Origin of the sequence: Xenorhabdus griffiniae (assembly GCF_015163655.1) — a bacterium.
In the GTDB taxonomy this organism is placed as follows: Bacteria; Pseudomonadota; Gammaproteobacteria; order Enterobacterales; family Enterobacteriaceae; genus Xenorhabdus; species Xenorhabdus griffiniae.
Genome location: NZ_JADEUF010000108.1, coordinates 1 through 14,112, shown reverse-complemented (window position 1 = coordinate 14,112; position 14,112 = coordinate 1). Strand labels below are relative to the sequence as shown.

Sequence of the window (14,112 nt, the reverse complement as noted above, 5' to 3'; positions counted from 1 at the left end):
CCAGTATAAAAGATAGTCAAGTGGCTAAACGTCGAAGAGCAACGTGGTCAGCAGAATTCCGTAGTCAGCTTATCTTTGATTAAATTAAATACAAAGTGGAATCCCGCCCTGGGTGTTGGTAATACTAAACAATTAGGAAAATTAGGTTTAAAAACAATTTTGTATTTTGAGGTTGTCACAACAATTGCAATAATTGTAGGTATTTTTTTGGCAAATACATTTAAACCTGGTGCAGGTATTGATATGTCTACTCTCCATCAAGTAGATATATCTCAATATGAACGCACAACACAGCAAGTTGAAAATCATTCACACGGTATTGTTAATACTATTCTATCATTAGTACCTGATAATATTTTTGCGGCGATGTCCAGTGGCGAAATGCTGCCCGTTATTTTCTTTGCCGTATTATTTGGTTTAGGTTTATCATCACTACCGAAGGAAAAAAAAGAACCATTATTAACGGTATTACAAACATTCTCTGAAACCATGTTTAGAGTGACTCATATTATTATGATGTATGCTCCAATCGGGGTATTCTCGTTAATTTCAGTAACAGTGGCTAACTTCGGGTTTAGTTCATTATTACCATTGATAAAATTAGTTATCTTAGTTCACTGTGCAATTTTATTTTTTGCTATTGTCATTCTTGGTTTAATTGCTCGCTACTGTGATATCAACATTTTTATACTCTTTAAGATCCTGAAAGATGAACTACTGTTAGCTTATTCTACTGCCAGCTCAGAAACCGTATTACCCCGTATCATGGATAAAATGGAACAATATGGTGCTTCAAAATCAGTGACCAGCTTTGTTATTCCGATTGGTTATTCATTTAACCTTGATGGTTCAACGCTGTATCAGAGTATCGCCGCTATTTTTATTGCTCAGCTCTATGGAATTGATTTATCCCTTTGGCAAGAAATTACACTTGTCCTCACATTGATTATTACCTCAAAGGGGATTGCTGGTGTTCCAGGGGTTTCTTTCGTTGTCCTGTTAGCCACGTTGGGCAGCGTGGGCATTCCATTAGAAGGTTTAGCCTTCATTGCGGGTATTGACCGGATTCTTGATATGGCTCGTACCGCATTAAATGTAGTCGGTAATGCACTCGCTGCACTTGTTGTGGCTAAGTGGGAGAGACAATTTGATCAGCAAAAAGCTAAACAATATGAAGAATCTTTGATTTCTGAATAATATTTATTTTTAATTCTATTCCCCGGAAAGGAAAAGCAATCCTTGCTTTTCCTTTGAATAGATATCATGAACCACTACGGTTATCAATGTTCAATAATATAAAGATCTTTTGTGAAATATTCACCTCTCGTATTAATATTAAACCCACCAACATAGGGTTTAACCATATTATGATTCACATAAAAATAAATAGGAATGGCGGGTAACTCTTTGGTTAGGATGTCTGATGCCTGTTGATAATATTCTTTAGCGTTATTACTACTTGCCTTTTCCACTAATTTGTCAAACTCAGCATTTTCATACATAGATGTGTTTTTGACCTGATCAGATAAAAATATCGTTAAAAATGCCATCGGGCTATTATAATCAGCAACCCATGCTCGCCGGATAACATCAAATTTACCTTGATGCATATTATCCAACATCACTTTCCATTCTTGATTCTGCAAAACAGCCTTCACACCAAGATTCTTTTTCCACATTGAACTCACCGCAATAGCAATTTTTTTATGCCCTTCCTGAGTATTATAAAGCAGATTAAAAGTCAGTGGATTATCTTGATTAAATCCTGCTTCATTCAATAATGCTTTCGCTTTAGCAATACGCTGCGCCTGAGTCCAAAAAGCATAATCAGGTTGCTCAAAATTAAAGCCTCCTATATTTGGCGTAAGCATTGTATATGCCGGTAATTGCCCCTGCCCCAATATCTTATCCACAATGATATCGCGATCTATAGCCAAACTCAGTGCCTGCCTGACCCTGGCATCATTAAATGGCGGTTTTTTATTATTAAACTCATAGAAATAGACTGTGGATTTAGGAGAAATACGTACCTGATCAGGCAACATTTTCTTCAGTGACGGAAAAGATTCTGCGGCAATAGTATTGGTAATATCGATCTCTCCCGCCAGATAACGGTTTAAATCTGCTTTTTCAGAAGAAAGAGGCAGGTAAGTGACTTTATTAATCACTGTATTTTTATTATCCCAATATTGGGGATTTCTAACCCCAACAATCTTTTCATTGACGATCCATTCAGAAAGTTTATATGGGCCACTTCCCACAAAGACTTCTGGTCTGGTCCATTTATCGCCATATTGTTTTACTGCCTTTTCACTTATCGGAAACATAACAGGGTGAGTCAGCATTTGTAGAAAATCTCCGACAGGTTTATCTAGCCTTACCTCTAGCGTCTTATCATCCAACGCTTTTATCCCAAGCTCTTCCGTTTTTTTCTTACCAATCAATATCTGATTTGCATTTACTACAGAAGCATTTTCAAGATAACTTCCATAAGGGGAAACGGTATCAGGATCAATCAAACGCCGCCAACTGAATACCACATCATGCGCGGTAATGGGTGAACCATCTGACCATTTGATATCTTTCCTCAAATGAAAAATCCAGGTTTTATTATCATTGGTTTCCCAATGAGTTGCTAACCTTGGCTCAATATTGCCCTGGTTATCAACCTGAATCAGGCCATCAAAAAAGTCGTTAATAATATTAAATTCGACATCACTTGAAACTTTATGTGTATCCAATGAAGCTGGTTCTGCACCATTATTACGCACAATTTCCTGTTTAGCAGCCAGTTTTGTTCCTTCAGGAACCACCGCAGCATAAGATAATGCGATATTCCCAAACAGGGCAGTGATAGCCAAAGAGAGAATTTTTATCTTTTTGTTTATCGTTATTTTCTTCATATTCTATCCTTCATAACTGTATTTATTTTTTAATCCAAAATTTTCCGATGATGCATTGATTTTCATTTAATGCTTAATAACATAGAGATCTTTTGTAGAAATATAATCCATTGGGGTAACGTAAAACCCACCAATATAAGGCTTCACCAGGCGATTACTGACATAATAATAGACAGGGATAACGGGAATATCATGATTAAAAATATCCATCGCTTTTTGGTAATAAACGATATCATTCGTTTCACCTGCTTTAATAACTGCCTGATCAAAATCATTATTGGCATATTGTGGTATATTATGACTGCTTCCTGTCAGGAAAGTATCCAAAAAAGACATTGGGCTGTTGTAATCCGCCGTCCATGCATATCTGACGACATCAAACTTGTTCTGGTGCATATTATCCAACATCACTTTCCATTCCTGATTTTGTAAACTGGCTTGAACACCTAAGTTCTGTTTCCACATTGAAGTGACAGCGATGGCAAGTTTTTTATGGGATTCTCTCGTGTTATAAAGCAAGTTGAATTTGAGCGGATTTTTCTCACTAAAACCGGCTTCGCTCAATAATTCCCTGGCTTTTTCAACCCGCTGTGCCTGCGTCCAGGAAGCATATTCTGGTGGGGATAATGTGATACCGCCGATATTAGGGGGCAAAATATCGAAAGCTGGCAATTGTCCCATTCCCAATACCTTATCAGCAATCACGTCCCTATCTATAGCTAGACTTAATGCTTTCCGTACCCTTACATCATTAAATGGCGGTTTTTGCGTATTAAACACGTAATAGTAAGTGCTGAGCATAGAATTCACATGAACTTGATCACTCAATGTTTTCTTTAATGATGCAAAAGAATCCAGAGGAATGGTCATCGTCATATCAATTTCACCAGCGAGATAGCGGTTTAAATCCGACTTTTCTGATGTAATGGCAAGGTAAGTCACTTTATTAATGACTGTGTTTTTATCATCCCAATAATGGGGATTCCTGATCCCAATCACATTTTCATTCACTTTCCATTCAGATAGCTTAAATGCACCACTCCCAACAAAAACATCGGGATGTGTCCATTTGTCACCATATTTTTTAACCGCTGTTGCACTCACCGGCACTAAAATTGGATGAGTGAGCATTTGCAGGAAATAAGCCACAGGTTTATCGAGTTTCACTTCCAGGGTGAAATCATCCAGCGCCTTTACCCCAAGCTCTTCCGCTTTTTTCTTACCCAGCAAAATGTCGTTTGCATTCACTACATGAGCTGTTCCAAGGTAACTGCCATAAGGCGACCCCATTTCGGGATCAAGCAGGCGTCGCCAGCTAAATACTACATCATGGGCGGTAATCGGCGATCCATCAGACCATTTAGCGCCTTTTCTTAAATGAAAGCGCCAGGTTTGGTGGTCATTCGTTTCCCAACGTTCAGCCAATCTGGGTTCAATATGGCCTTTTCTGTCGGAGTAAACTAAACCATCAAAAAAATCATGAATAATATTCAATTCAACATTACTTTCTACTTTATGTACATCTAAAGAGGCGGGGAAAGAACCATTGTTGCGCACAATTTCTTGTTTTTCAGCTAATTGTGTTCCCGGAGGAACAACAGCAGCATAAGAGAGTGTGATGTTTGTTAATAGTATTCCTATCGAACAGGTAAGGATTTGAGGGAATTTATTATTCATTAACCCAGTCATGATTTTTTTCATATTTTTAATCTCCATTAATTGCTATTTTTATTATTACATTACGCTACCATTTTTATTTAACTTATAATTTCAATTAACTTTATCAAGCAATAAGAGCCTAATGAAAACAGGCTCTTATTAAGAAAAGATTAGTGTTTAATAATATAGAGATCTTTTGTCGGAATATTTCCCATTGAGTCGACGTGGAATCCACCAACATAGGGCTTAACGAGTTTTACACGGACATAATAATAAACGGGGATGGCGGGTATTTCTTGATTAAGAATATCAATGGCTTGTTGGTAATCAGCGGGATCATTCGTTTCATCTGCTTTTAAAGCCCATCGATCAAATTCCTTATTTTGATATCGCATATGGTTATTGGTATTCCCTGATGTGAAAATATCTAAAAAGCTAGTTGGGCTATTATAATCAGCATTCCATGCGTATCTCGTCAGCTCAAAGTTACCCTGCGTCATACTATCATTCTGCGTTTTAGTTTCCTGATTTTGTAAGATAACTTCAACGCCCAGATTCTTTTTCCACGCTGAGGTAGCAGCAATAGCAATTTTTTTATGACCATCAGAGGTGTTATACAATAAGGTAAACTTAAGTGGGTTCTTTTCATTAAAGCCCGCCTCATTCAGTAACGTTTTAGCTTTGGCAATGCGCTGTTCCTGTGTCCATGAGGCATATTCAGGCTGTTTTAAATAAATACCACCCGCCCCAGGAGACACCACATCATAAGCGGGTTTTTGACCATTGCCTAATACCTTGTCAGTGATAATATTTCTGTCCAATGCTAAAGCCAGCGCTTGCCTGATCCGAATATCATTAAAGGGCGGTTTTTGTGTATTAAAGAAATAATAATAAACACTCATCATGGGCTTAACATGCAATTGATCACCAAATTTCTTCTTAACGGTTGGCAAGAATTCCGATGGCCCTCCGTTAGATATATCAATCTCTCCTGTCATATAGCGGTTTAGATCCGCTTTATAATCTGATAATGGCAAGTAAGTGACTTTATTAATGACGGTATTTTTATCATTCCAATAATGGGAATTTCTGACACCCACAATTTTTTCATTCACTACCCATTCAGAGAGTTTAAAAGGCCCATTGCTGACAAAATGTTGGGGCTGAGTCCATTTACTGCCATATTTTTTAATAGCCTGTTCACTAACAGGAGACATGGCGGGATGAGCCAGCATTTGCAGAAAAACGGTTTTTGGCCTTTCCAGGGTAATTTCTACCGTTGCATCATCCAGTGCTTTAACACCGAGTTCTTCCGGTTTTTTCTTACCAGATAATACATCACGGGCGTTCACGACAGTCGCCTGAATCAGATAACTACCGTAAGGAGAAATCGTGTCAGGTGTCACCAGCCGTCGTAAAGAAAAAACAATATCATGGGCGGTAATCGGTGTACCGTCAGACCATTTAACCCCTTTTCTTAAATAGAAGATCCATGTTTTATTATCTTTGGTTTCCCAGCGTTCAGCCAAAGCAGGGATAATATTCTCGTCTTTATCTGTATCAACTAAGCGTTCAAAAAAATCCCGCAAAATATCAAATTCACTGCTCCCCTCAGACTTATGCGGATCTAATGAGGCAGGTTCGGAAAAATTATTACGGGTAATTTCCTGCTTATCCGCTAATTGCACATTGGGGGGAACAATAGCAGCATATGAGAAAGTGATATTTGCCAGAATCAAACTGATAGAACAGATAAATATTTTAGCTATTTTATTTTTTATTATCCTTACCAACATTGTCTGCATATTAGTGATCTCCATAATTGTTTTCATTATTAAATCATCAATACATATACACATTAAACTCCAAGTTGCAATTACAACACTCTATGAAACCTGATTTGCTTCCCGCTTCGCGCAGAGAAATTAGCATTTCACTTGCTGATCTGGATCAAACAATCGTTACAGTATCTTTGATCTATTGGTTTTATCTACGCCGATCTGTATTATCTTTTATCCCCGTCACATTATTTTGTTCCGATATCAATAGCCGAAGCCCAGAACTTGCACATCCGCAACATGCAGCACCAATCGCAATCAGAACTCATTGATATTTATATATCAATCGCCTTTCAAGATGCGGCCTATATCTCCCCGCTACTCGGGGGAGATATAAACAATCACATTGATTTACAAGCTGTAACTTGAAGTTGGATTGGTATAATCCCTTTTGTTATCCCTTAGCGTGCAAATTTGCCTGCCCTTTAGCTATGTAAGAGAGCAGGCATTCATATAATGACGTTCAGTCCTTTTTATTTTTTCTCTGTCAAATCAATTTGATAGATGGCAAAACCGGTATCATCATTTTTTATATACTTCAGCGGGTATTGGGCGTGTTGTTTAATGAACTGCGCCGCTTTTTCTGTTGGGGACGTTTCGAAACGGATATCTAATTTTTTATCTGTTTTGATTGGCAAGAATGACCAATTGTTTTCAGCCTGAGTTGATACTACGCCTTGCTCTTTGGTTATTCTGGAAATGTAAGAAGCCAAAATGGTGCGATTTTCATCCGGTGATGCAAATGCAATGTGATCCTCTCCGGTTCCGGCAAATTTACCGCCGTAACCACGGTAGTTATTGGTGGCGATCAGGAAAGTGGCTTTTGGATCAATCGGCTTACCCTGATAGGTAACATCTTTGATACGGTTCGCATCTTTATTGATAAGCTGACAATCGGTGTCGTATTTAGCGGGTTGAGTCAGGTCTATCTTATAGTTAACCCCGCTTATGGTATCGAAGTTGTAAGTACGGAAACCCTCCCAGTTCAGCAATTCTTGCGGTTTGGTGGAGTTTGCATCAATCTGGTTAAACATGCCCGCCGAGCATTCCAGCCATTCAACCACATTCGCCCCCGTTGCTTTCACTACCACCAATGTATTTGGGTAGAGGTATAAATCAGCCGCGTTACGGAAAGTCAAATCACCTTTTTCTACTTCCACAAAATCAGCAGGTGAATTTTTACGCCCGCCCACTTTGAAAGGTGCCGCCGCAGCTAAAACAGGAAGCCCATCCAGATTTGGATCGCCCTGGATAAAGCGTCTGGTGTAATCTACCTGCGCATCATTGACGATCTGGACAGTTGGATCGCTTTGGATCAGCGCCAGATAGCTGTACATGTTGTCAGTGGCTTTTCCAATGAATTTACTCACAAATTTGCGCGTTCCCAGGTGATCTGTTTCGATAATGGAAGCCAGTTTATTATCGCGTTCAACCAATGCTTTTTTATGGACTTTGTCATAGATAGGGCGGGCTTGCGCTTTGGCCGATTCGACTTTCCATTCACCACTATCGTTATTGATCACCATATCGACAACCCCCAGATGATCCCCCCACTGCCCCGGCATGACGGCAGGAATGCCATTAATCGTGCCATTAGCGACATTGACCCCTTTAATACCTGTATATTCCTTGCTTGGGAACACACCGTGAGCATGACCAAACATAATGGCATCAATGCCGGGAACTTCACTTAGATAGTAAACCGAGTTTTCTGCCATCGCTTTATAAGGATCTTGGGAAAAACCGGAATGGGGAATGGCGATAATCAGGTCTGCGCCTTCTTTTTTCATTTGAGGAACGAATTTTTTCGCGGTTTCCGTGATGTCATTAACAACCACTTTGCCATTGAAATTGGCTTTATCCCAAATGGTGATTTGTGGTGGCACAAAACCGATATAGCCGATCTTAATCGTGTGCTCTTTGCCTTCGCGATCTTTAACTGGAGTATCAACGATAATATACGGCGTAAAGTAGTTTTTGCCGGTTTTGGCATCGAGAATATTTGCATTGATATAAGGGAATTTGGCACCGGCAACAGCCTGTTTCAGGTAATCCAACCCAAAGTTGAATTCATGGTTACCAAAGTTACCGACGGTATAGCCCATCGTATTCATCAATTTGTAAGCCGGATGAACTTCCCCTTGTTGCAACCCCTTTGCCACTACATAATCCGCCAGCGGGCTACCTTGAATCAAATCACCGTTATCTACCAAGATCGCATTGGTTGCTTCCGCTTTGGCCGCCTTAATTAAGTTTACAGTACGAACCAAACCAAATTGCTCCGTGGATTTATCTTTAAAGTAATCGAAATCCATCAGATTACCGTGAATATCTGAGGTTTCCATCACCCGTAAATCAACGGTTGCCGCGTTCACATTAAATGCCACCAGCATTGCTAGCGTTGACATTGTCAACACGTTCTTACTTTTCAACATATTCTTCATCATGTTATGCCCCTTTATATACCAATCGCCTTTCAAGATGCGGCTTATATCTCCCGCTACGTGGGGAGATATAATCAATCACATTGATTTACAAGCTGCAACTTGAAGTTGGATTGGTATAGAGTTGTTCCCAGGCATCATAATAAACCGTTTCAACAAACAGGCCATAACCAAGCCGCACCACGCACACCACTGGAATCCCCATGCACTGCTTTTCTGATGGGGGTTGCACACTCGCCACCAAAAACCCACTCTTTCACTAAATCAGGCAATGTTTGGTAGAGGCGATCAACATTGCTCATGCCACCGCCGAGGACAATCACATCCGGATCCAATAAATTAATCACCTGTGCCAGCGCTCGCGCCAAACGCCTTTCATAACGACGCATCGCCAATTCCGCATACTCATCTCCCTGTGCCAACGCCTCTATAATTTCATGGCCTTTTTTCTGCACACCGCTCAGGCGGAAGTAATCCGTCATAAATCCAGTGCCTGACACAAATGTCTCAGTACACCCTGGTTTGCCGCAAAAACAGCGCACTTCATCCTGATACACGCGATCTTCTTCATCCATCCACGGTAATGGGTTATGCCCCCATTCTCCTGCCAATCCATTACCACCGGCATGAACCCGTCCCTTAAAGGCAATACCTGAACCACAACCTGTCCCAATGATAACGGCAAATACCATTGGCCTTCCTTCACCTGCACCATCAGTGGCTTCTGATACCGCCAGACAATTTGCATCGTTGGCGATACGCACTTCACGCCCCAACAAAGCAGCGATATCCTTATCCAATATTTTTCCATTCAGCCAAACTGAGTTGGCATTTTTTACTTTTCCGGTAAAAGGCGAAATCGCGCCAGGAATACCAATTCCCACTGTTCCTTGCTGTCCGGTTGCCTGTTCCGCATCGATAACCAACCCAGCAATCGCTGCCAATGTTTTCTGATAATCATTGCGGGGAGTATCCACCCGTTTGCGAAATAACGTTTCTCCTTGATCGCCTAATGCAATCACTTCAATTTTAGTTCCGCCAAGATCAATTCCTATGCGCATAGCTTATCTTTCCTATTTATCGGGACGACGCTGTTTATTATATGAGAATGAAGACGTGATTATAGGAAACTCATGAAGTTCTAGGGCTTCGTCACATGATTCGTTATCATGCACCCTTATGTTTTAAGATAACCTTTGTCACGATGCGCAACAATATGGGGTAACTGCATGTTATGGTTCAAAAATTTAATGATTTACCGTTTAAACCGAGAGATTTCTCTTTCTGCGGATGAACTGGAAAAACAATTAAGCCCATTGGCATTCACCCCATGCGGTAGCCAGGATATGATGAAAACGGGCTGGGTTTCGCCAATGGGATCGCACGGTGAAGCATTAACCCATGCTTGCGGCAATCAAATTCTGATCTGCGCACGCAAAGAAGAGAAAATGCTACCTTCTCCAGTGATTAAGCAGGAATTACAGGACAAAATAGCCCGTCTGGAAGGCGAACAACATCGCAAACTGAAAAAGACAGAGAAAGATTCCCTGAAAGATGAAGTCATTCATACGCTGCTGCCAAGAGCATTCAGCCGTTTCAGCCAAACCTATATTTGGATCGATACCGTCAATCATTTAATTATCGTTGATGCCGCCAGCGCAAAACGGGCCGAAGATAATCTGGCACTGTTGAGAAAAACATTGGGATCACTGCCCGTTGTTCCGCTTACTTTCACCAACCCCATTGAATTGACGCTAACCGAGTGGGTACGTTCAGGTGATCTTCCTTCCGGTTATGCCTTGATGGATGAAGCCGAACTCAAAGCCATTCTGGAAGAAGGTGGCGTGATCCGCTGTAAGAAGCAGGACTTGGTTTCAGATGAAATTGCAGCACATATTGAATCAGGCAAATATGTCACTAAGTTGGCCCTGGATTGGGAAGAGCGTATTCAGTTTATGCTGTCAGATGATGGCGCTTTCAAACGGATTAAATTCAGCGAAACTTTACGTGACCAAAACGATGATATCGATCGTGAAGACGTCGCCCAACGATTCGACGCTGATTTTACCTTAATGACGGGTGAACTCAGTGCACTGATCAAAAATACGATTGATGCGCTGGGCGGTGAAGCCGAAAGGTAATGGCAAGCGGACTGCCTTAATAGTTAAATTCATTAAGGCAGTTCGGCAAGAAATGACAATTAGAAGCGATAAACTAAACCAACCCCAAAGACATCGTCAGTGCTGATCTTCGCTTTCTTGGTGAAATCATTGTCTTTCAATAAGTTGAATTGATATTCAGCATACGTGCCCATATTTTTGTTGAAATTATAGAAGGCACCGACTGAAACATATTTCACCAAATCTTCAGATCCCTTGTCTGTCAGTATGCTCTTATCAGCCAGGTCATTACCCAAATCTTTACCTTTGGAATAAACAAAAGCAACAGAGGGGCGCAAGCCGAAATCAAACTGATACTGAGCCGTCAACTCAATGTTTTGGGTTTTATTGGCAAACATCGTGTAGTTATTCACAGAGCTGCCAAATCTGGTCATATTACGGGTTTCACCATACATGGCTGCCAGATAGACATTATCTTTGTCATACTTGGCAGAAACGATCCATGCTTCGGCTTTATTCCCTTTTGCCAGAACCTTAGCGGTGTCAGAACCCAGTTTCTGTACCGAAGTCCGGTTAGAGTTGCCGTATGATGCCCCAATGTTGAAGCCATTACCAAAGTCATAGGTACTGGAAAGGCCAAAACCATCACCATTCTGCCTTGCAACATCACTACGGCTATTTTTAGTGCCATCATCATTTTTAGCCTGATACTGCAAGGCAAAATTCAGACCATTGACCAGACCAAAAAAGTCAGTGTTACGGTAGGTTAATAACCCGGTTGAACGCCCCATCAGGAAGTTATCGGTTGCGGCCATGGAATCACCACCAAATACTGGCAGTACATCTGTCCATGAATTGGCATCATAAACCACACCATAATTGCGCCCATAATCCAGTGAACCGTATTCGTCAAATTTCAATCCAGCGAAAGCCAAACGTGTTCTGGTGTTTTCCCCACTTTCCACTTCTGTGCCATTGGCACCCATATTGAATTCCCAGCGCCCGAAGCCAGTGAGTGTATCCGTAATTTGGGTTGAACCTTTAATACCGATACGACCGACAGAACCATCACCAGACTGTTTATTTGATTTGGAGAAAGTTCTCTGCACATCGGCTTTTCCATATAAATCTATTTTATTTCCATCTTTATTATAAATTTCAGCAGCATTTGCTCCCCCTGTAATGAGAAGTACCGAAATTGCCATTGCGAGTGTGTTGCGTTTTATCATTATCATAACCCTCATTAGTCTTGTTATTATTTAGCCACCGCCAAGATATTCATATTCCAAGAACAACTTGCTCTGGAATAGTTAATAATCAGGTGGACGAAGTATTTTACTTGTTTTAGTTAATTTAATGTTAAATTTGTAACAAGCAATAACGATACTAAGATCTAAGCAAACCTTTTGCTAACAAAAATTAGCAAAAAATGCCATCTTGTGATGAACATCACATCATAGAAATATTCCCTATAATTCAACAATATAAATTATGACAATAACTTATTAAAAACAGTAAGTTATAAATAATGGGTGGGTAATAAAAAATGCGATGATCCGCGCATGGAGAACGTATTTGGGCGATACAGGTCTAATCAACTTGACCAGACTAATAAGAATAAATATCCTAAAATTGTGTACATTAAAACATCAATAGGTAATGCTATGGAACAAATTAACATCTACGATGCAAAAACCAACCTATCCAGAATCGTTCAGAAAGTCGCCCGCACCGGAGAACCGGTGGTGATCGCCAAAAATGGTCATGCACTAGTTAAAGTTATTGCATACAGAGAAGAGCAGCCCAAACGCAAATTAGGTTTCCTCAAAGGCAAGGGTAGTGTTCCCGCCAATTTTGACGATATGAACAGCGCCGAAATTGCTGATATGTTCGAAGGGAAATATTCATAGTGAAATTCCTGTTAGATACCAACATTTTGCTGTTTATGGCATATGAACCGGAAAAACTGAAAGCTGATATTGCTGATCTGCTGGAAGATACCAGCAAAACCCTGTGTTTTAGCGCGGCGTCTATATGGGAGGTGGTCATTAAAAGCAATTTAAACAAACCTGATTTTTCCATAGATCCCGGACAGTTCAGGGATGGGCTGTTTGACGCTGGTTTGATTGAAATCCCCATTAAAAGCGATCATACGCTCGTTGTATGCGATTTACCGGAACAGTTAAATAAAGACCCATTTGATCGGTTAATCGTCGCTCAGGCAAAACACAACAAGATTCCACTCATCACGAGTGATAGCAAGCTAATAGATTTTGTCAGCGATTATATTACCGTCATCCCTAATAAATGACACTGTCCTCTCCAAACAGAACCTCACCCCTACTCTATTCTGCTATTTCATAACCGGATAATCACACTTTAATAGAGTTGACAAGCCTCTGCCAGTTGTGTATCAGTTTGTTCTGTTTATTAATGGGATCACGCCAGCGTGATACAAATATTAATAACTTATTAAGGTGCTAAAATGGCAGAAAATCATCCACGTCCACGAGGCCGCCCCACCATTCCAGAGCAAGTCATGCGCCAAAAAATTCTTGACGTTACCTTTCTACTTCTGATTAATCAAGGTTATAACAAAACAACCATGGATGTGGTTGCCAAAAAAGCCGGCATTGCTAAAAAAACGCTCTACCGTTTTGCCAAAAACCGAGAAGATCTGCTTGAACAAGTGGTTATGGGTTGGGAAGATAATTTTATTCCCGCTTTTAAGAAAGACGCTAATAATTTTCAGCAATTGATGAAGTCATTGAAAATATTTCTGACTGAAATAGCAGAGAAAACTTTATCTATGGAAGCGGTAGGATTATTCAAATTATTACAATCTGATTTTCCTCATCGTGAAGTATTATTGAGTAAATATCAACAAAGTGGAATTGAAAAAAGCAGAAATATATTGGCAAATTGGCTTGAGCGCCAGTATCAAAAAGAATTACTGAAAAAAATGGATTTTCATATTATCAGTGAACTTATCATCTCGATGGTAATTGCAGAACCACTCAGAAAAATGGCACTGGGTATTCTTCCACCATTGCCAGAAACGGATATGAAACCTCGGATTAACGCAGCGGTTAGTTTACTTGAATATGAGTAATATTTATTATTAAGGCTGAGAAATAAATTCCCAGCC

Annotated in this window: 10 protein-coding genes and 1 pseudogene; 5 read left to right on the top strand and 6 right to left on the bottom strand. The window is 40.3% G+C overall.

Annotated elements, in window-relative coordinates:
• Positions 1–111: 111 nt before the first annotated feature.
• Positions 112–1,197, top strand: a pseudogene (gene gltP / locus IQ211_RS15025) (glutamate/aspartate:proton symporter GltP); the annotation flags it as partial.
• A gap of 83 nt (positions 1,198–1,280) precedes the next feature.
• On the opposite strand, the gene IQ211_RS15020 reads toward gltP, so the two are convergent.
• From IQ211_RS15020 to mak, 5 genes are all read right to left on the bottom strand, one after another.
• A complete protein-coding gene (locus IQ211_RS15020; RefSeq protein ID WP_189760319.1) occupies positions 1,281–2,903 on the bottom strand; it encodes an ABC transporter substrate-binding protein in 1,623 nt (540 codons plus the stop codon).
• A gap of 66 nt (positions 2,904–2,969) precedes the next feature.
• A complete protein-coding gene (locus tag IQ211_RS15015; protein WP_189760320.1) occupies positions 2,970–4,604 on the bottom strand; it encodes an ABC transporter substrate-binding protein in 1,635 nt (544 codons plus the stop codon).
• 128 nt (positions 4,605–4,732) lie between these two features.
• The gene (locus IQ211_RS15010) at positions 4,733–6,382 is read right to left on the bottom strand and encodes an ABC transporter substrate-binding protein (protein ID WP_189760334.1); all 1,650 of its coding nucleotides are present in this window, start codon (positions 6,380–6,382) and stop codon (positions 4,733–4,735) included.
• A 491-nt stretch (positions 6,383–6,873) separates the two neighbouring features.
• A complete protein-coding gene (locus IQ211_RS15005; protein ID WP_189760335.1) occupies positions 6,874–8,844 on the bottom strand; it encodes a bifunctional 2',3'-cyclic-nucleotide 2'-phosphodiesterase/3'-nucleotidase in 1,971 nt (656 codons plus the stop codon).
• Positions 8,845–8,996: 152 nt separating this feature from the next.
• Complete coding sequence (gene mak / locus IQ211_RS15000; RefSeq protein ID WP_189760321.1) at positions 8,997–9,905, bottom strand: fructokinase; 909 nt, start codon at positions 9,903–9,905, stop codon at positions 8,997–8,999.
• Between the two features lie 168 nt (positions 9,906–10,073).
• On the opposite strand from mak, the gene rdgC reads away from it, so the two are divergent.
• Entirely contained in the window at positions 10,074–10,985 is a 912-nt protein-coding gene (gene rdgC / locus IQ211_RS14995; protein ID WP_189760322.1) for a recombination-associated protein RdgC, read from the top strand.
• 59 nt (positions 10,986–11,044) lie between these two features.
• Here rdgC and IQ211_RS14990 read toward each other — a convergent pair whose 3' ends face one another.
• Positions 11,045–12,193, bottom strand: coding sequence for a porin (locus tag IQ211_RS14990; protein WP_223281760.1), 1,149 nt, complete (start codon positions 12,191–12,193; stop codon positions 11,045–11,047).
• A 435-nt stretch (positions 12,194–12,628) separates the two neighbouring features.
• Here IQ211_RS14990 and IQ211_RS14985 point away from each other — a divergent pair, with 435 nt between their 5' ends.
• The 3 genes from IQ211_RS14985 to IQ211_RS14975 all read left to right on the top strand — a co-directional run bounded on the left by IQ211_RS14985 (position 12,629) and on the right by IQ211_RS14975 (position 14,076).
• Positions 12,629–12,874, top strand: coding sequence for a type II toxin-antitoxin system Phd/YefM family antitoxin (locus IQ211_RS14985; RefSeq protein ID WP_189760323.1), 246 nt, complete (start codon positions 12,629–12,631; stop codon positions 12,872–12,874).
• Positions 12,874–13,275, top strand: coding sequence for a type II toxin-antitoxin system VapC family toxin (locus IQ211_RS14980; protein ID WP_189760324.1), 402 nt, complete (start codon positions 12,874–12,876; stop codon positions 13,273–13,275). The genes IQ211_RS14985 and IQ211_RS14980 overlap by 1 nt, the downstream gene beginning before the upstream one ends.
• Positions 13,276–13,503: 228 nt before the next feature.
• Positions 13,504–14,076 (top strand): TetR/AcrR family transcriptional regulator, encoded by a 573-nt coding sequence (locus IQ211_RS14975; protein WP_223281761.1) that lies wholly within the window; start codon positions 13,504–13,506, stop codon positions 14,074–14,076.
• Positions 14,077–14,112: the final 36 nt, after the last annotated feature.

What these genes read in the sequence shown, in the direction of transcription:
- rdgC (WP_189760322.1), top strand. Translation starts at nt 10,074, where the DNA reads ATGTTATGGTTCAAAAATTTAATGATTTACCGTTTAAACCGAGAGATT.
- IQ211_RS15015 (WP_189760320.1), bottom strand. Translation starts at nt 4,604, where the DNA reads ATGAAAAAAATCATGACTGGGTTAATGAATAATAAATTCCCTCAAATC.
- IQ211_RS14975 (WP_223281761.1), top strand. Translation starts at nt 13,504, where the DNA reads ATGCGCCAAAAAATTCTTGACGTTACCTTTCTACTTCTGATTAATCAA.
- IQ211_RS15020 (WP_189760319.1), bottom strand. Translation starts at nt 2,903, where the DNA reads ATGAAGAAAATAACGATAAACAAAAAGATAAAAATTCTCTCTTTGGCT.
- IQ211_RS14985 (WP_189760323.1), top strand. Translation starts at nt 12,629, where the DNA reads ATGGAACAAATTAACATCTACGATGCAAAAACCAACCTATCCAGAATC.
- IQ211_RS15005 (WP_189760335.1), bottom strand. Translation starts at nt 8,844, where the DNA reads ATGAAGAATATGTTGAAAAGTAAGAACGTGTTGACAATGTCAACGCTA.
- IQ211_RS15010 (WP_189760334.1), bottom strand. Translation starts at nt 6,382, where the DNA reads ATGGAGATCACTAATATGCAGACAATGTTGGTAAGGATAATAAAAAAT.
- IQ211_RS14990 (WP_223281760.1), bottom strand. Translation starts at nt 12,193, where the DNA reads ATGATAAAACGCAACACACTCGCAATGGCAATTTCGGTACTTCTCATT.
- mak (WP_189760321.1), bottom strand. Translation starts at nt 9,905, where the DNA reads ATGCGCATAGGAATTGATCTTGGCGGAACTAAAATTGAAGTGATTGCA.